Here is a 15247-nt window from a genome sequence, read left to right as displayed (position 1 = left end):
CCTTTGTCGCACCATCATACTTTTTCCATTAGTATTGCTGCGGATAAAAATATTCAGGAAACTCTTGTAATAAAACGCCTTTTTCAGAAAGCATTAATCTCATATGGTCAGACATTAATTGTTCTGCTTTTGTCCGATTTCCACCTAAGATTGCTTCATAAATTTCTTTATGATGACTAATTAATATTTCCCAGTCTAAATCCTTTATGTCTTTTAATCTTAATAAGCGAAATCTATTCAAATGGCCAGCCATATCCTGAATCATTTTCCAAGTACGCTCTTTGCCACAGCAAATAAAAAGTTCCTTATGAAAATTTTCATCCAAATCGAAGAATTTTTCCTTTTCCTGTTTTCCTACTTCATTACTTGCCAGCATTTCTTGCATCTTTAAGTTCATTTCTAACTTCAGGGAAATTTCATCAGTCATATTCTCACAGCATAAACCAACGATATTTGTCTCAATTATCTCACGAACAAAGCGCGCTTCTTCGGCAAGGCTAAGGTTAATTAGAGAGACAAATGTACCACTCTGCGGAACAATCGTTAATAACTCCTCTTGCGCTAATCTTATAAATGCTTCTCTAATAGGTGTTCTACTAACCTGCAATTCATCTGACATAATTTTTTCACTGATTTTTGTACCAGGTATAAGCTTTAATTTTAAAATTTCATCTTTCAATTGGTTATAAGCAAATACTTTCGCACTATTATTTGACATGAGGGACCCTCTTCTCCTTTTTATATTTTTTTAGTATATAAAAAGGAGGGTTAAATGTCATTCATTTTCAATAATTTCAATAATCGCCTCCTTTAAAACATATTAATATACTAATATGGTAGTTAAGTACATTATAACTTCATTTCTTTTGGAATACAATTCAAAAATAGTACTAAAATGTGACAATTCCATTAACAGCTTTTGCAATATATTTATACTTTTATTAGAAATAATGAACTATTATGTGAATTATTAAATAATTATTGATATAGAATGAAATGCTAAAACAGAACCGGAGAGAGGAAACAATACGATGAAAAAAAGTGAACAGAAGTATTTATAAAAATTTCTTTTTTAATATTGAAAAAGAAGAAGCATGGTTAAATAAAATGTGTAAAAAAGAGTATGCGCTTAAAGAAATTTCCAAAGGGTTTTATTTATTGGAAGACTACATTCCTGGTAATTTTATTTACAGAATCGCATTTCTAAAAGAGAGTACGCCAAAAAATAATAATCTAGCATTAAATGTGGAACATATCGCATCAGCCAACAGATGGCACTATTTTCGAAAAGATGCTGCCTTAGGAAAGTTCGTTATATATTCAGATATTGATTCCCAAATGGAACATTATCAAAGAATTAACTTTATCTGGTATATTCTAGCCATAATTTTTCTTTATTCCGGCCTCCAAGTCATTTTTCTAAGAGACAAACCAGTATTTAATATCCTATTAAATACTGGTTTCATTGTTATAGGAATTCTCTTCCTTATTATTGGATTTCCTCTTACTAAAAAATTTATATTCTAAAAAGGAACAAGAAATTATCGCTTTAATTAGAAATAACCTATTTTATATGTTATTGCGTCTATTTGACCTGCCTTTGTTGGCCTTTTGGGTATGAGTACTCCGAGCTAACTTTTGGTTTTCCAGCTAAAACTGGCAGGTTTCCAATGCCAAATTAATGCTTTTCAGCGAAACTTCTGATTTATCAGCCAAAACTTCACTCTTTTCAGCCAAACTTCCGATTTATCAGCCAAAACTTCACTCTTTTCAGCCAAACTTCTGATTTATCAGCCAAAACTTCACTCTTTTCAGCCAAACTTCTGATTTATCAGCCAAAAACTCACTCTTTTCAGCCAAACTTCCGATTTATCAGCCAAAACTTCACTCTTTTCAGCCAAACTTCTGATTTATCAGCCAAAAACTCACTCTTTTCAGCCAAATTTCCGTTTTATCAGCCAAAACTTCACTCTTTTCAGCCAAACCCACAAGCTGCATAGAACGCTGCTCCACTAATGACTCTTTATAAATTCTTCACTGCTTTCTCCATTTCCGTTTCACCAGAAACTAAATCAAATGATTTATTAAACACATTTTTTTCTTTTATAGAAGCCATGATTGTCGCTGCTACGTCTTCTCTTGGGATCATTCCTCTTTCTAGATTCTCAGCAGCTGTAACCAAACCAGTGCCAGCATCATTTGTTAATCCACCCGGACGAATAATGGTGTAGGTTAATCCACTCTCCATAAGAATACGATCGGCATAGTGTTTTGCTACATAATATGGTTTAATTTGTTCACTCCAGTTTTCTCGATGATGTGCCTGCAACGCACTAACCATTACAAACCGTTCTACCCCTGCACGCTTTGTTGCCTCCATCATTTTCACAGCACCATCTAGATCAATCAATAATGTTTTATCATACCCCGTTTGCCCACCTGAACCTGCTGTGAATACGACGGCATCACAGCCTTTCACTGCAGACTCTAGCTGTTCCACCGTTTCTTCCAAATTACCTAAAGCAGTTTCTACTCCGATTTTTTCAAACGCTTTCTGCTGTTCTACTGTTCTTACCAATGCTCTAACAGAAAACTCATTACTTTCATGTAATAATGTCACAAGCTGTTTACCTATTTGCCCGTTTGCTCCAACCACTAATACTTTCACAGCAAACTCCTTTCTAATCCATTTTCTACTATTATTTCATCCAATTGTTTCTTTTTCAAATAATACAAAAGAACATGTTGTTTCTTATAATAGGGAAACCAAATATGATAGAATGGATGAATGACTAAATTGAGTGTAAATACAGAGCTCAAAGTCTAAGGCTTATCAAACATCCATCATTTACTTTCAAAGTAACATAGGAGTGTAACTTAAAATGAATAAAAAAGATATAGCAAACATCCGAAAACAATTCAAAATGAATAATGATCTACTTAGAATAACAGATATGTTTAATGTTTATGTCATGAAAGAATCAAGTGATATATTTCATTATCAAAGTCAGCCCTTTGGCATGCTTGATCAAGATCAACAAGAATTATTTTTACATAATTTCAAGAAATTACTTGCTGGTAATTTGGATGAAAAGCTGTTTGAATTAAAGTTTCAAAGAGAGGCAGAAAATAATAGTCAGCTTATTTTACATAAAGGATTACTTAGCTCTGAAACAGAGGATTGGAAAGAGCAAATGCTGCTGCTGGTAGACAAGATGCTTAATAGCAGACAATATGACAAAGATATTGTCATCACATTTATTCGCGGTGAGTATTTAAAGCCAAAGAAGCGCCGCAGTGAAGAGTCTGAAGAAAGTGACCGAGATACAGTTTTCTCTCATCCTTTCATTTTATGCAGTATCAACAACACCCAAGAGCCAAAAAAAGAATTGCTTTTTGACTATGTAGAGAAAGAATTTAAATACAATATTGTTGTTGACCCCATTATTAATCTAAATGCGCCAATGGGTGGATTTCTTTTCCCAAGCTTCACAGATAACGCAGCAGATGTTAATCATATTCTCTATGCTGCTGGCAAGATCCATGAGCCAGATTACCAATTTATTGAAGAAGTTCTCAACGGCGAGGAAATGATGACTGCTCAAGATGATAAAATTGTGTTTGAGGAAATCATTAAAGATGTGACTGGCGATCAATTGAGCACCTCTACTCTTTCCAATGTTTATGAGGAAATTAACCGAATGATTGTCGAAAATGAAGAAGAAGAGGTTCCAAAATTAGACTCCAAAGACGTGGAACAAGTCTTAAAGATGAGCGGCGTAGAGGACATTAGTCCAGAAAAAGTCGAGTTTGCCTTCAAAAAAATTATTGATGATGATAAATATGAATTAAAAGCAAGTAATATCTTGCCAAAATTCACGTCAAAATCGATTAAGATCAGCACCAAGATTGCTAACATTGCCATCAGCCCTCCTGACTTAAGATATGTGAAGCAAATCGAATTTAGCGGCAAACGCTACTTGATGATTGAAGTCGAAGAAGACACCGTAATCGAAGGATTTACAATGATTCCCGAAGCCTTCGGCGGAAGTCCAGAAGAAGACTAAGATTCAAAGAGGCTTCTTCTTTATAAAGAAGAAGCCAATAAATCTATTTTGAACTTACTGCTCTAGTCGCCACTAACGCCTTTATTGACTAGCTTGTTTACTTTTATGGTTTTCGCGAATAATCCTGTATAAATAAGAATAGTCCCCACCATTACAATGAAGCCAATGTAGACAGACATCATTGTTGGAATTAAGAATGCCCCGATAATAATACTAGCTCTTGCAATTAAATCTGCTCCACTAAATGATAGGTTGGAAAAAGCAGAGTATGATCCACGTTTATCGCTTGGAATCATATTCGCCTGCTCTGCATTTCGAATCGGTGAATAAATTAATTCGCCCATCGTTGCTATCAAATTAAATAAAACGAGCATGTACCACGTATTTGCCGAAGTAACAGTCACATATCCAATTCCATATATAATAAGACCTGTTATTAAAGCATTCTTTTTATTCATCTTATCTGTGAACCGATTAATAATAAAAGTAAAGCAGACTACGAGCAGCATATTTTCTATATTTAATATACTTAGCATTCGTACCCCAACAATTTCAAAACTCCCAATACGAACTGCTTCAAAAGTTTCAGCAAGGCGAATCCCAATATAACTATTTAATGAAAATTCAGCTGCAAAAATAAAGGTGGAGCCTGTAACCACTTTTACAAAGGCTGTATCTTTAAATGCCACTTTGTAATTGCTGATTAAGTCAACCAAGACATTCTTGTGCTTTTTCTGTAACTGATCTGTGAACTTGTCCTGCAGCCAAACCCCGTAGGCAATTGGAATCAATGTAGATGTGCAAGTCAGCATGATGAATAATTCTTTCTGATGATTCAAATATAAAAGTCCTCCAAGTGCTGCCCCAATAGCCATCGATAAATTAATCAGCCAGTAATCGAGCGCATAAATAGCTTTTCGATTTTCTGGTGTTGTGGAATCAATAATAATCGCATGCATTGCTGGTCGCCCTAGACTGCTTGTGATAATAAATCCAACGTATGCCAAAGCAAACAATACAATTATTTTATTGGTCGGAAATAGACTGATCGTCATGATTAAAAAGAAGAATGCATTCAGCCAGGATGTTATCATTAAAACCTTTTTTCTCGGAAAGCGATCAGAAATATATCCTCCAACTAAATTGATCAAAAATCCGATAACCACAGTAGTGATCAAAAATAAGCCCGCCCAAATTTGGTTTAATTCCTGCGTAAAGAATAAAGCCATAAATGGCATAACTGCTGATGATACCGCCCGATTAAAGAAAGAGGTAATCATCCTAACTTTGATATTTCGCGGTAATTCCTTCCATTTCATGTTGTCTCCCCCTTGTTATTACTGTATATTAAACTAGACGAATAATTCTAAAAATAGACAATTAACAAAACAATGTCCCCTTTTAGGAGGAAAAAGAATGGATAACAAATTACTTACACTTTGGAGATATTATCCTTCTGGCAGTATTCGAATGGAGGAAATTTCTGAAACCTTGCAATTGAGCTCGAAACAAACAACACGTTATTTAAAAAAATGGATGGAGGAAGGCTGGCTATCATTTACACCCGGACGAGGACGCGGAAACATCTCAACTTTGTTATGGAAAAAAGAGGTAGAAACTTCTTACGAGGAAGAAGTTTTAAAGCGATTTGATCTGGAACCAGTAGAACAAACAAGCAAATACTTAATGTATGATTGGTCCACAAACAGTAAAATGAGATTAATGAATAAATTTCACACAAAACTTGGCTTTGTCCAAGAGTCAAATGATAAATTAATCGTACCAAAAAGATATCCTTTCCATTCCGTCCATCCGCTTGAGGCTGGAGATGTCTTCAGTGCGCATTTAGTGGCAAATGTGTTTAATCGGCTTGTCACTCATACAGAAGATGGGAAAGTATTACCTGAAATTGCCCATAGTTGGGATAGCACCCCTTCTAAATTAAGACTCTATCTAAAAAAAGACATTAAATTTCATGACGGTTCTGTTCTGACAGCAAATGATGTGGCCGAATGTCTTGACAAGCTTCGGGCACATGCTTATTACAAAGATTTATGGACACCTGTCGAAAGAATTGAAGTAAAGTCTCCACTTATACTCGATATTCTCCATCCCAATGGATGCAGCTATATCCTTCCTATGCTTAGTATGATGTGTGCAAGCATCTATAGAGAGACGAATGAAAAACTATTGGGCACTGGTTACTTTATCCTGCAACAAAACAGTGATAAGCAGACAACTTTAACTGCTTTTCAAGATCATTTTCGAGAAAGACCATTAATTGATGTAGTAGAATTCATTCAAGTGCCTGAGGATTTTAAAGGAATCTATCATTCTCCTATGGAGGAGAATACCTCTTCCTCCTTCGAAGTAGAAAGCGACTCGGGGTTTGGTATTATCGTAATGAACTCCTGTAGAGATTCTGCTATTAGACAGAAGAAAGTAAGAGATTACCTTCATTGGATTATCGCTAAAAACCGTCATACTATTGGTAACCTAAGTCCAAGACTAATACCGAATGATAAGAGTATAATAGTCGGCCAAAATCAACAGCTGACTATTTCTGAAGTAGAACGGCCAATATTTTCTAAACCAATTGTGATAAGAGGTGCCAGACATACTGCTAATACTACACAATGGCTTGCAGAAATATTCGCAAAAGAAAATATCCCTACAGATATTCAATGGTTTTCCTTTGCTGATATATTAACAAAGCATCCCGAGACATTAAACGTAGATCTTTTCGTACATGGAGAAGTTTTTGAATTCAATCAGGATTTTTCCTTTTACCACTTTTTAATGAATGGGTTTTCCCCACTTTCCCAAATGATAGCAAATAATGAAACACTTACAAACTTAATGGGTAAATATAAGGAAACACCATTTGAACAATGGACAGCTTTAAATCTAGAAATCGAAAAAGAATTGATTAATCAATCGATTATGATTCCCCTTTATTATCAAAAGCGATATATTCCATTTTCAACCGATATAAGCAATATTAAAATTAGCCATTTTGGCTATGTAGATTTTTCAAAAGTGTGGGTTCGGCCGAAGGAATGAGTGGTATAGAAAAGAGACATTCTCAGGATTTTTTTATGCATCGTTTTATTAACTAAGCAAAAACAGCACATAGAGTTCTAGGAGATAAGGCAATATAAAAAGAGAAACTACTGGACTCTATGGAAAGGAACTAAACAGATGAAGATTCGCTTTGGCTATGTGGCTAATGCACTAGGATTATGGGATGCAAGTCCTTCAAAGGCTTTAACCTTCTCCCGATATTCAGCACTCCCTAAACAGGAAGCTACAGAAAAGCTATTAGCTGTTACAGCTCAAAATTTAAAAAATACGAAAAGAATTCTCTATTATAATGCTGCCAATGAAATTCCATTGTATCGCTTATCCAGTTCGTTAGTCCCCTTAGCAACGCATCCAGATGTAAACTGGGATTTCATAACTCCTTTTCAGGAACAGTGGAGAGAACTTGGCCAATTAGTTAAACAATTTAAACTGCGGGTTAGTTTTCACCCCAACCAATTTACGCTTTTTACTAGTCCTAGGGAAGAAGTAACCATAAATGCGATAAAAGATATGACCTTCCATTATAAAATGCTAGAAGCTATGGATGCCCTTGATAATAGCCTTATTAATATTCATATTGGTGGATCCTATGGTGATAAAGAGACTTCTTTACAGAGATTCCAGCAAAATATCCAGCAACTTCCTATGGCAATTAAGAACCAGATGACCCTTGAAAATGATGATAAAACATATAATGTGAGAGAAACACTGATAACCTGTGAGCAGGAAAACATTCCCATGATCCTTGATTATCATCACCATATGGCCAATAAAGAAGATATTGACTTAGCCCTTTATTTGGAGCGAATTTTTAGAACGTGGGAAAATCATAGAATGGTTCCTAAAGTCCATATTTCCTCCCCGAAATCCACTCTGGCCTTCCGTTCTCATGCTGACTTTGTCTCATTTGATTTTGTACAGCCCTTTTTTAAAATGGCTAAAAATCTTAATCAAGATTTCGACGTTATGATAGAAGCAAAACAAAAAAATCTGGCTATGTTTAAGCTTATCGAGGACATTGCCTCTATTAGAGGAGTAAAGAGAGTTTCCGGTGGAACAATAGAATGGTAGGAATGTTTCTCTACATTTGAATACTAACAACGAGGTGTAATGGATGACTATTGTTCGACTTGGATATGTCGCAATGAGCATGATGGTAAAAAATGCATCCCCTTCAAGGACGATGACATTTAAACAGTTTCAAAAAATAGATGACCGGGAAGCAGGCCTTCGTAAGCTGGAACGAATCGCCTTGCAAAATCTCCATAATACGCTTCGGCTCCTAAAACATACTGCTGCTTCCGATATCCATTTTTACCGCCTTACCTCCAGGCTGATTCCATTAGCCAATCACGAAGAGCTTCTTGATTGGGATTATATGAAACCTTTAACAGAGCCTTTAAAGGAAATAGGTGAATTTGCCAGAAAGCATCAGATTAGGATTGATTTTCATCCTGATCACTTCGTTCTCCTTAATTCCAATCAAAAACATATATGGAAGAACTCAATTAAAACTTTAAGATTACACTATTTATTATTAAAGGGAATGGGGATTGATACAACTCATCGCTGTGTTATGCATGTGGGAGGAAATTATAAAGATACCGAAAAATCATTAGAAAAATTTATTGATAATTGGATGCTAGTCCCAAACTCTATTCAAGACATGATCATGCTTGAAAATGATGATACCTCTTTCACATTGGAAGATACTCTTTACTTATGCGAGAAATTAGGGATTCCGCTTGTGTTTGATTATCATCACCATCTCGCCCATCATCATAATCCCAATTGGGAAGATAACTGGAGTCGCATTCTTCAAACATGGAGTACATCTCCATTACCAATTAAAATGCATATTTCGAGTCCCAAAGATGAAAAGCATTTCCGTCATCATGCCGATTATATTGATATAGATATGTTTTTCGATTTCCTAAACCGCATAAAAGGAAGCATTCCTGTTATCGATTGCATGATAGAAGCTAAAAAGAAGGATGAGGCTCTTTTTAAGTTAATAGAAGAAGTGAACATTAGAAACGATGTAGAAATGATTGATGGCTCTTCTTTCCGTCTTAAGTAAAGGAAAGAAGAGCCTAAAATAATTCATTAATTGCCTAGTGTTAACTCTTGTGCAGGTTCGCCATTCCTATTTAAAATTCGAATAACGTCAGGCTGCACTTGAAGGAACACATAATTTGGATCCATTGGGCCTTCAAACCATTGTTGAAATGACTCGTTCCAAAACTGCTTTTTTAATGTTTCAGAATTATTAATAGAGCAAGTTCCAGCTATTTCAACATAAGAATCGCTTTGTCCTTTTTCTTCATAGCCTAACAATACAGAAACATGAGGGTTTTTTTCTATCTCATCCATCTTTTCTGTATCCATTTGAGCGGGCGAGTACAAAGTTAAATCTTCATGGTAGAATGTCATATACCGGGAATGGGGTTTATTATTTTCCACAGATGAAAATACTCCTGTTCGATGACCTGAAATAATGTTAATAACTTGTTTCTTTAAATTTTGATTTGCCATATTCTGTTTTGCTCCTATAATTACTGTTATTTTTCAGCTATTAATGTTCTAAACGATTCAATTCCTGAATGCATTCTTGTACAAGGGTAACTCCTTGGCTCATGGTCGCTCCCCCGCCAAATGCAGCAGTTACACCTACTGCTTCTAGAATTTCCTGTTCGGAACACCCTTGATCTAAGCAGCCCTTTGTATGATAGATAATACAATACTCATCCTGAGCATGAAGGCTAATTCCTAAAGCAATTAATTGCTTTTGCCTTTGAGTTAATGCACCTTCTACAAAGCAGGCTTCTGTAAAAGCATTATATCTACTTGCAAACTCAGGCATTTTTTGTGTAAAATCACCTATTCCCTTTTTAAACGACAACAAGGTAGATTCTATTGAATTGCTAGCTTCCATTTCCAAACACTCCTTTTTTGATTAAGCTGTACATCAAACTTATTATAAGTAAACTTCAAACGAATTAATTATCCCTTATTCATTTCCCATAACTTCCATAAAAAGTGATACATAACTGGTGATTGGGAAGGGAAAAATGGCATTATATTCAATGTAGAAAGTGAGTGAATGGAACTGTATAATGAAAATCATGCCTATCAAGCTGGAGACATCGTCTATGTTTTTTACCGAAACCCGCATACCCAAGATGTAGCGAATATCCAAGCAGCCGCTGTTGTAAAAAATCCAGACGATTCTAATGAACTATCTTTATTTCTATACGAAAATTACTACCCTCTCTCAAACGAAGTTGCTGTATATGCTACAGAAGCAGAAGCTCAAGAAGCCTACTATTATTACTATGGAGATGTTTCAGAAGGGAGATTGGAATGATTAAACCCTTCACTCCAAAGCTTGTCTATTTTGAACCGGAAGCATTAGAGTATCCATTAGGGAAAGAACTGCTGGAGAAATTCAAGAAGATGGATATAGAGATTCGCTATACCACTTCCCATAATCAAGTTAGAAATCTTCCTGGCGACAATGATTTTCAACGTTACCGAGTGGCAAAGTCAACGCTGGTTGTCGGCATTCGCAAAACACTCAAATTTGATACATCTAAGCCCTCTGCCGAATATGCCATACCTTTTGCTACCGGCTGTATGGGACATTGTCATTATTGCTATTTGCAAACTACAATGGGAAGCAAGCCATACATCCGCACCTATGTAAATGTCGAGGAAATTTTAGAAGCTGCCGATAACTATATGAAAGAACGTGCTCCAGAATTTACACGTTTCGAAGCATCCTGTACATCTGATATCGTTGGAATCGATCATTTAACCCATACGCTTAAACGTGCCATTGAACACTTCGGGGAATCAGAGTACGGCAAACTGCGATTTGTCACAAAATTTCATCATGTTGATCACCTACTTGATGCGAAGCACAATGGAAAAACCCGCTTTCGCTTTAGTGTCAATGCAGATTACGTCATCAAAAACTTCGAGCCCGGGACTTCTCCTTTGGAAAAGAGAATAGAGGCTGCTGGAAAAGTCGCAAGAGCCGGATATCCCCTAGGATTTATCGTGGCACCCATTTACCTCCATGAAGGATGGGAAGAAGGCTATCTGCATATGTTTGAACGCCTAGATGCTGAGCTGCCCCCAGAAGCAAAGAAGGATTTAACATTTGAGTTTATCCAGCACCGCTTTACAAAGCCTGCTAAAAGGGTAATCCAAAAAAATTATCCAATGACTAAATTAGAGCTAGATGAAGAAAAACGCAGGTATAAATGGGGGAAATATGGAATAGGAAAATATATTTATCAAAAAGAAGAAGAAGAAGACATAAAGGATCACCTGCATTCTTATATGAAAAAATTTTTCCCTGATGCTAAACTAGAATATTTTACGTAAAAAAAAGAAAAAGGTCTTTTATGTATGAGACCTTTTTCTCCATTGATTATTATTTTTCCGTTAAACTTCTGGTACCGCCTAACAATGGTAGTCTTTGAGTATGCGGTATCTCTACACTTCCAATCGGAAAAGGATTCCGCGATTCTGGACCATGAAAGTCACTACCTCCAGATACAAGAAGATTAAATGCTTCTGCCATTCTCCCCCAATAGTTTTGTTCCTTATCGGAATGTTTGGAATGATATACTTCGATACCATCTAACCCATAATCAATTAACTGTTGAAGCTGAAATTCATGCTTATAGATACCTGGATGAGCTAGAAATGCAAGACCGCCAGCTTTGTGGATTAGTTTAATGGCATCCTCTGCGGAAAAACTGCCTCTTTCTTCAAAAGCAGCCTTTCCTTTTTTTAAAAGCTGTTCATATGCATCCTTACTGTTCTGAAAATAACCTGCTGATACTAGTTCATCTGCAATATGGGTTCGAACAAGTACGCCCTTTCCAACACGAGCAAGGCAATTTTGAAAAGAAATGTCATAGCCAAGATTTCTTAATTTCTCCACTATTCTTTTTCCCCATTGAACTCTATCCTCCACTCTCCAAGAGACATGATCTTTTAATTTAGGATGCTGCGGATCAAATTGATAGCCTAATATATGCAATTCACCTTGAGGACCATCTGTATTAAGTTCAATCCCAGGGATAACCTTTAATGCATCCTTGCTATAAGATAAAGCTTCTTCATACCCAGTTAATACATCATGATCCGTTATCGCAATAATTTCCAACCCTTTTTTGATACTATCCTCTACTATTTCTCGTGGTGTCCAGAAACCATCAGAATAGATGGAATGTATATGCAAATCCATCATGCTTTTCCCTCCTAGTCTACCTGCTCCCTGCCACCACAGCTCTTTCCTCTACTCCACTATATACCCTCAAGGAAACAGCGTCTCCTGGCAGAAATCGGTTTTCAAAAACAGATCCATACACATTAATTGTCTCTTCCCCCACTTGAACGCTATAATGAATTTCATTCCCTTGAAACTGGGCAAACTGGACGATTCCTGTCATCTCGTCTTGCTCTGCCTGGCCAAGCTTCCATTGTTCAGGACGAACAGGGTAAAGATTTTGGGATTTGATCTCCTTTGAAATTCCGATGTCTTTCCAAGAAACATTAGGAAACTCTGCGGGAATAAACCGATCCTCTCCAATCCACTCTCCTTTGATCAGATTGCTCTTTCCAACAAATGTTGCAACAAATACCGACTGGGGATTATTATAGATACTTTCCGGAGTACCAATCTGCTCGATTCTTCCATTATTCATTACAACAATTCTATCAGCCATCGCCAAAGCTTCTCCTTGATCATGGGTAACATAAATAATGGTCGTTCCCAGCTTCCGGTGAATCCTACTAATCTCTCTTCTCATCTCCATACGGAGTTCCGCATCAAGTGCACTTAATGGTTCATCCATCAAAAGAAGAGACGGCTTTGGAACGATAGCACGAGCAAGAGCAACTCGCTGTTTTTGACCTCCAGAAAGTTCAGCCGGATAGCGTGTTTTCAATTGGGTAAGGCCCACCATTCCTAATGCTTCTCCAACTCTAATCTCCTGCTCCTCTTTGCCATTTGTTCTGCCAAACCGATGATGCTTAAGAGGAAAGCGAATATGGTCTTCTACTGTCATATGCGGCCATAACGCAAAGGATTGAAAAACCATACTTATATTCCTTTTCTCAGGTGGAACGAGTTTACTAGAGCTTGCTGCTAACTCATTATCTATCGTAATCGTTCCTTCTGTCGGTTTCATGAACCCTGCCAAAAGCCGTAATAACGTCGTCTTTCCACATCCAGAAGGACCTAGAATAGCGATAAATTCACCATTTAGCAATTCTAAGTTAATATTATTTAAGGCTGTAAAGCTTCCATAGTTCTTTTTTAACCCATCAATACTAATCACTCTTCATCACCTTCTTCTTCCAGATTCTTTCTAATAAAACAAATAGAATGCCCATGATCAATACAGATCCCACAATTAAAGTGGAAAATGCCGTTGAGTAAGTGGTGTATCCAGCTTGCTCAAAACTAAAGATAACAACACCTACCGTTTCAGAACCGCTAGACCATAATAAACTGGACACAGTCAGCTCTGTGAGAGCAGTCAGAAACACAAGAGCAGCGCCGCTTAATATACCAGGCATTAGCAAGGGAAAAAGGATGCTTCTCCATTTTGCTAATGCTTTTGCCCCTGAAATTCTTGCTGCTTCCTCCATAGAAGAATCAATTTGCGAAAAGGCAGTCAGGCTTCCCCGCATCTGTAATACCGTAAAGCGAGTGATATAAGCAATAAGCAAAATCCATATTGTTCCATAAACTCCTGGCTGAAAGCCTGGCACCGGCTGTAGCCACATTAAGATAATCGCTAATGCAAATACCGTTCCTGGCAAAGCATAAGGAATAGTTACAATAATTTCTGAGACCCTCACCAAAACAGATGGCTTTTTAAAACGAAGATAGGCAATAACGGTTCCAATTACCATACAAATCAGCATGGTTACCAAGGCAAGCGTTACGCTATTTCCTATCGCAGCTCCCGTTTTAGCATCCTCAAATAATAGATACGAATAATTTTTTAAGGTAAGATTTTCCCATGAAAGGGATAATCCATATGCCTTGATAAAGGATGTAGAAGCCATAACGACTAATGGTAAAAGTGTCGTGAGCAACAGGAACATCCAGAGCACTATTTCCACTGCATTTCGCCAGCCCCTTGGGAGAAAATACCTTGGCTCTATATCTCGTGCTGCTGTTTCACTTACATTGCTTTTTCTTATAATTGCCCATTGGAGGACTGTCCCAAGTAAAGAAATTACACCAAGAATAACGGAAAGAACAGCAGCTCTTGCAAAGGCAGATGGTCCATATCCAATAATCTGTTCGTAAATATACGTACTCAAAACGCGGATATTTGCTGGTATACCAAGAAAAGCCGGAATGCCAAAATTATCAATATTAGATAAAAAAGCAAGAATACCACCACTCGCAATTCCCGGAAGCGCCATTGGAAAAATTACCTTTCGAAAGACAACTCCCCCAGATGCCCCAGAAGTATTGGCGGCATATTTCAGTTCCCTTGGTATCCTGCGAAATACTTCCACACTCATCAAATAAACAAGGGGATAATGGGAAAGCCCAAGAACAAAAATGATTCCTCCCATACTGTACAAATTAACTGATTGATGGAAAAGAAATTGGATAGGGCCGTTTCCTCCAAAAAACTGTACCCACGCAAGGGTTGAGATATACGATGGTATCAAAAAAGGTAAAAAGATGAATAATTGCAGCCACTTTTTTGTCCTGATATTCAAGTATGCCATGATAAATGCAAGACCTACTCCTAAAATAAGGGAGAGCAATGTGCTTGCGACCGTAATAATAACAGTGTTTTGAATCGTCTTCCACGTTGCCTTTTCTATCATTACTTCCTGATAAAGTTCCAGACTAATTCCTTCTCCAGAGGAAATGCTCAGCCAGACAAGACGCCAAACAGGAAGTAAAAAGATAAAGACAAGCAGCAGAAATCCAGGAATCCCCCACCACTTACGGGAAAAATAAGAAAAGGAGAGCGGAAATAATGCTTCCTTCTTCCTTTCAGAGCTCTGAATAGATGAGTTCATTATGTCCACTCCTTCATAAA

Annotated in this window: 15 protein-coding genes; 7 read left to right on the top strand and 8 right to left on the bottom strand. The window is 36.9% G+C overall.

Annotation, left to right across the window (positions count from 1 at the left end; all coding sequences use genetic code 11):
* Positions 1–28: 28 nt before the first annotated feature.
* Positions 29–718: a GntR family transcriptional regulator gene (locus tag MHH96_RS08235; RefSeq protein ID WP_047943372.1), complete on the bottom strand. Its 690-nt coding sequence runs from the start codon at positions 716–718 to the stop codon at positions 29–31.
* A 323-nt stretch (positions 719–1041) separates the two neighbouring features.
* Here MHH96_RS08235 and MHH96_RS08230 point away from each other — a divergent pair, with 323 nt between their 5' ends.
* Positions 1042–1527, top strand: coding sequence for a DUF2812 domain-containing protein (locus MHH96_RS08230; RefSeq protein ID WP_328282912.1), 486 nt, complete (start codon positions 1042–1044; stop codon positions 1525–1527).
* Positions 1528–2023: 496 nt separating this feature from the next.
* On the opposite strand, the gene MHH96_RS08225 is transcribed toward MHH96_RS08230, so the two are convergent.
* On the bottom strand, positions 2024–2668 hold the full coding sequence (locus MHH96_RS08225) for an SDR family oxidoreductase (protein ID WP_328283231.1): 645 nt from the start codon (positions 2666–2668) through the stop codon (positions 2024–2026).
* A 214-nt stretch (positions 2669–2882) separates the two neighbouring features.
* On the opposite strand from MHH96_RS08225, the gene MHH96_RS08220 reads away from it, so the two are divergent.
* Complete coding sequence (locus MHH96_RS08220) at positions 2883–4067, top strand: DUF4317 domain-containing protein (RefSeq protein WP_047943369.1); 1185 nt, start codon at positions 2883–2885, stop codon at positions 4065–4067.
* A 62-nt stretch (positions 4068–4129) separates the two neighbouring features.
* Here MHH96_RS08220 and MHH96_RS08215 read toward each other — a convergent pair whose 3' ends face one another.
* Positions 4130–5386, bottom strand: a complete 1257-nt coding sequence (locus tag MHH96_RS08215) for an MDR family MFS transporter (protein WP_047943368.1) — start codon at positions 5384–5386, stop codon at positions 4130–4132.
* Positions 5387–5483: 97 nt separating this feature from the next.
* Between MHH96_RS08215 and MHH96_RS08210 the strand changes: the two genes are divergently transcribed.
* From MHH96_RS08210 to uvsE (MHH96_RS08200), 3 genes are all read left to right on the top strand, one after another.
* Positions 5484–7130 carry an ABC transporter substrate-binding protein gene (locus tag MHH96_RS08210; RefSeq protein ID WP_061801088.1) on the top strand — a complete coding sequence of 549 codons (1647 nt, stop codon included), beginning with the start codon at positions 5484–5486 and terminating at the stop codon, positions 7128–7130.
* A gap of 138 nt (positions 7131–7268) precedes the next feature.
* Positions 7269–8222 carry a UV DNA damage repair endonuclease UvsE gene (uvsE, locus tag MHH96_RS08205; protein ID WP_061801089.1) on the top strand — a complete coding sequence of 318 codons (954 nt, stop codon included), beginning with the start codon at positions 7269–7271 and terminating at the stop codon, positions 8220–8222.
* Between the two features lie 43 nt (positions 8223–8265).
* On the top strand, positions 8266–9231 hold the full coding sequence (gene uvsE, locus MHH96_RS08200) for a UV DNA damage repair endonuclease UvsE (RefSeq protein WP_341117065.1): 966 nt from the start codon (positions 8266–8268) through the stop codon (positions 9229–9231).
* A 26-nt stretch (positions 9232–9257) separates the two neighbouring features.
* On the opposite strand, the gene MHH96_RS08195 is transcribed toward uvsE (MHH96_RS08200), so the two are convergent.
* A complete protein-coding gene (locus MHH96_RS08195; RefSeq protein WP_144581452.1) occupies positions 9258–9686 on the bottom strand; it encodes a pyridoxamine 5'-phosphate oxidase family protein in 429 nt (142 codons plus the stop codon).
* Positions 9687–9726: 40 nt separating this feature from the next.
* Positions 9727–10092: a carboxymuconolactone decarboxylase family protein gene (locus tag MHH96_RS08190; RefSeq protein ID WP_341117062.1), complete on the bottom strand. Its 366-nt coding sequence runs from the start codon at positions 10090–10092 to the stop codon at positions 9727–9729.
* 162 nt (positions 10093–10254) lie between these two features.
* On the opposite strand from MHH96_RS08190, the gene MHH96_RS08185 reads away from it, so the two are divergent.
* Both MHH96_RS08185 and splB read left to right on the top strand, forming a co-directional pair.
* On the top strand, positions 10255–10518 hold the full coding sequence (locus MHH96_RS08185) for a transcriptional regulator SplA (RefSeq protein ID WP_016204006.1): 264 nt from the start codon (positions 10255–10257) through the stop codon (positions 10516–10518).
* A complete protein-coding gene (gene splB, locus MHH96_RS08180) occupies positions 10515–11543 on the top strand; it encodes a spore photoproduct lyase (RefSeq protein ID WP_047943361.1) in 1029 nt (342 codons plus the stop codon). Before MHH96_RS08185 ends, splB begins: the two co-directional genes overlap by 4 nt.
* Before the next feature lie 49 nt (positions 11544–11592).
* On the opposite strand, the gene MHH96_RS08175 is transcribed toward splB, so the two are convergent.
* From MHH96_RS08175 to MHH96_RS08165, 3 genes are read right to left on the bottom strand one after another with little or no spacing between them, the layout of a single operon-like run.
* Positions 11593–12417: a PHP domain-containing protein gene (locus MHH96_RS08175; protein ID WP_047943360.1), complete on the bottom strand. Its 825-nt coding sequence runs from the start codon at positions 12415–12417 to the stop codon at positions 11593–11595.
* 16 nt (positions 12418–12433) lie between these two features.
* A complete protein-coding gene (locus MHH96_RS08170) occupies positions 12434–13510 on the bottom strand; it encodes an ABC transporter ATP-binding protein (RefSeq protein ID WP_047943359.1) in 1077 nt (358 codons plus the stop codon).
* The gene (locus tag MHH96_RS08165) at positions 13503–15227 is read right to left on the bottom strand and encodes an ABC transporter permease (protein WP_341117059.1); all 1725 of its coding nucleotides are present in this window, start codon (positions 15225–15227) and stop codon (positions 13503–13505) included. The genes MHH96_RS08170 and MHH96_RS08165 overlap by 8 nt, the downstream gene beginning before the upstream one ends.
* Positions 15228–15247 lie beyond the last annotated feature (20 nt).

This window comes from Niallia sp. FSL K6-0212 (genome assembly GCF_038007605.1).
GTDB lineage: Bacteria > Bacillota > Bacilli > Bacillales > Cytobacillaceae > Niallia > Niallia circulans.
This window is presented reverse-complemented; position numbering and strand designations above follow the sequence as displayed.

What these genes read in the sequence shown, in the direction of transcription:
- MHH96_RS08215 (WP_047943368.1), bottom strand. Translation starts at nt 5,386, where the DNA reads ATGAAATGGAAGGAATTACCGCGAAATATCAAAGTTAGGATGATTACC.
- MHH96_RS08175 (WP_047943360.1), bottom strand. Translation starts at nt 12,417, where the DNA reads ATGATGGATTTGCATATACATTCCATCTATTCTGATGGTTTCTGGACA.
- MHH96_RS08165 (WP_341117059.1), bottom strand. Translation starts at nt 15,227, where the DNA reads ATGAACTCATCTATTCAGAGCTCTGAAAGGAAGAAGGAAGCATTATTT.
- MHH96_RS08220 (WP_047943369.1), top strand. Translation starts at nt 2,883, where the DNA reads ATGAATAAAAAAGATATAGCAAACATCCGAAAACAATTCAAAATGAAT.
- MHH96_RS08195 (WP_144581452.1), bottom strand. Translation starts at nt 9,686, where the DNA reads ATGGCAAATCAAAATTTAAAGAAACAAGTTATTAACATTATTTCAGGT.
- splB (WP_047943361.1), top strand. Translation starts at nt 10,515, where the DNA reads ATGATTAAACCCTTCACTCCAAAGCTTGTCTATTTTGAACCGGAAGCA.
- uvsE (WP_061801089.1), top strand. Translation starts at nt 7,269, where the DNA reads ATGAAGATTCGCTTTGGCTATGTGGCTAATGCACTAGGATTATGGGAT.
- MHH96_RS08185 (WP_016204006.1), top strand. Translation starts at nt 10,255, where the DNA reads ATGGAACTGTATAATGAAAATCATGCCTATCAAGCTGGAGACATCGTC.
- uvsE (WP_341117065.1), top strand. Translation starts at nt 8,266, where the DNA reads ATGACTATTGTTCGACTTGGATATGTCGCAATGAGCATGATGGTAAAA.
- MHH96_RS08235 (WP_047943372.1), bottom strand. Translation starts at nt 718, where the DNA reads ATGTCAAATAATAGTGCGAAAGTATTTGCTTATAACCAATTGAAAGAT.
- MHH96_RS08210 (WP_061801088.1), top strand. Translation starts at nt 5,484, where the DNA reads ATGGATAACAAATTACTTACACTTTGGAGATATTATCCTTCTGGCAGT.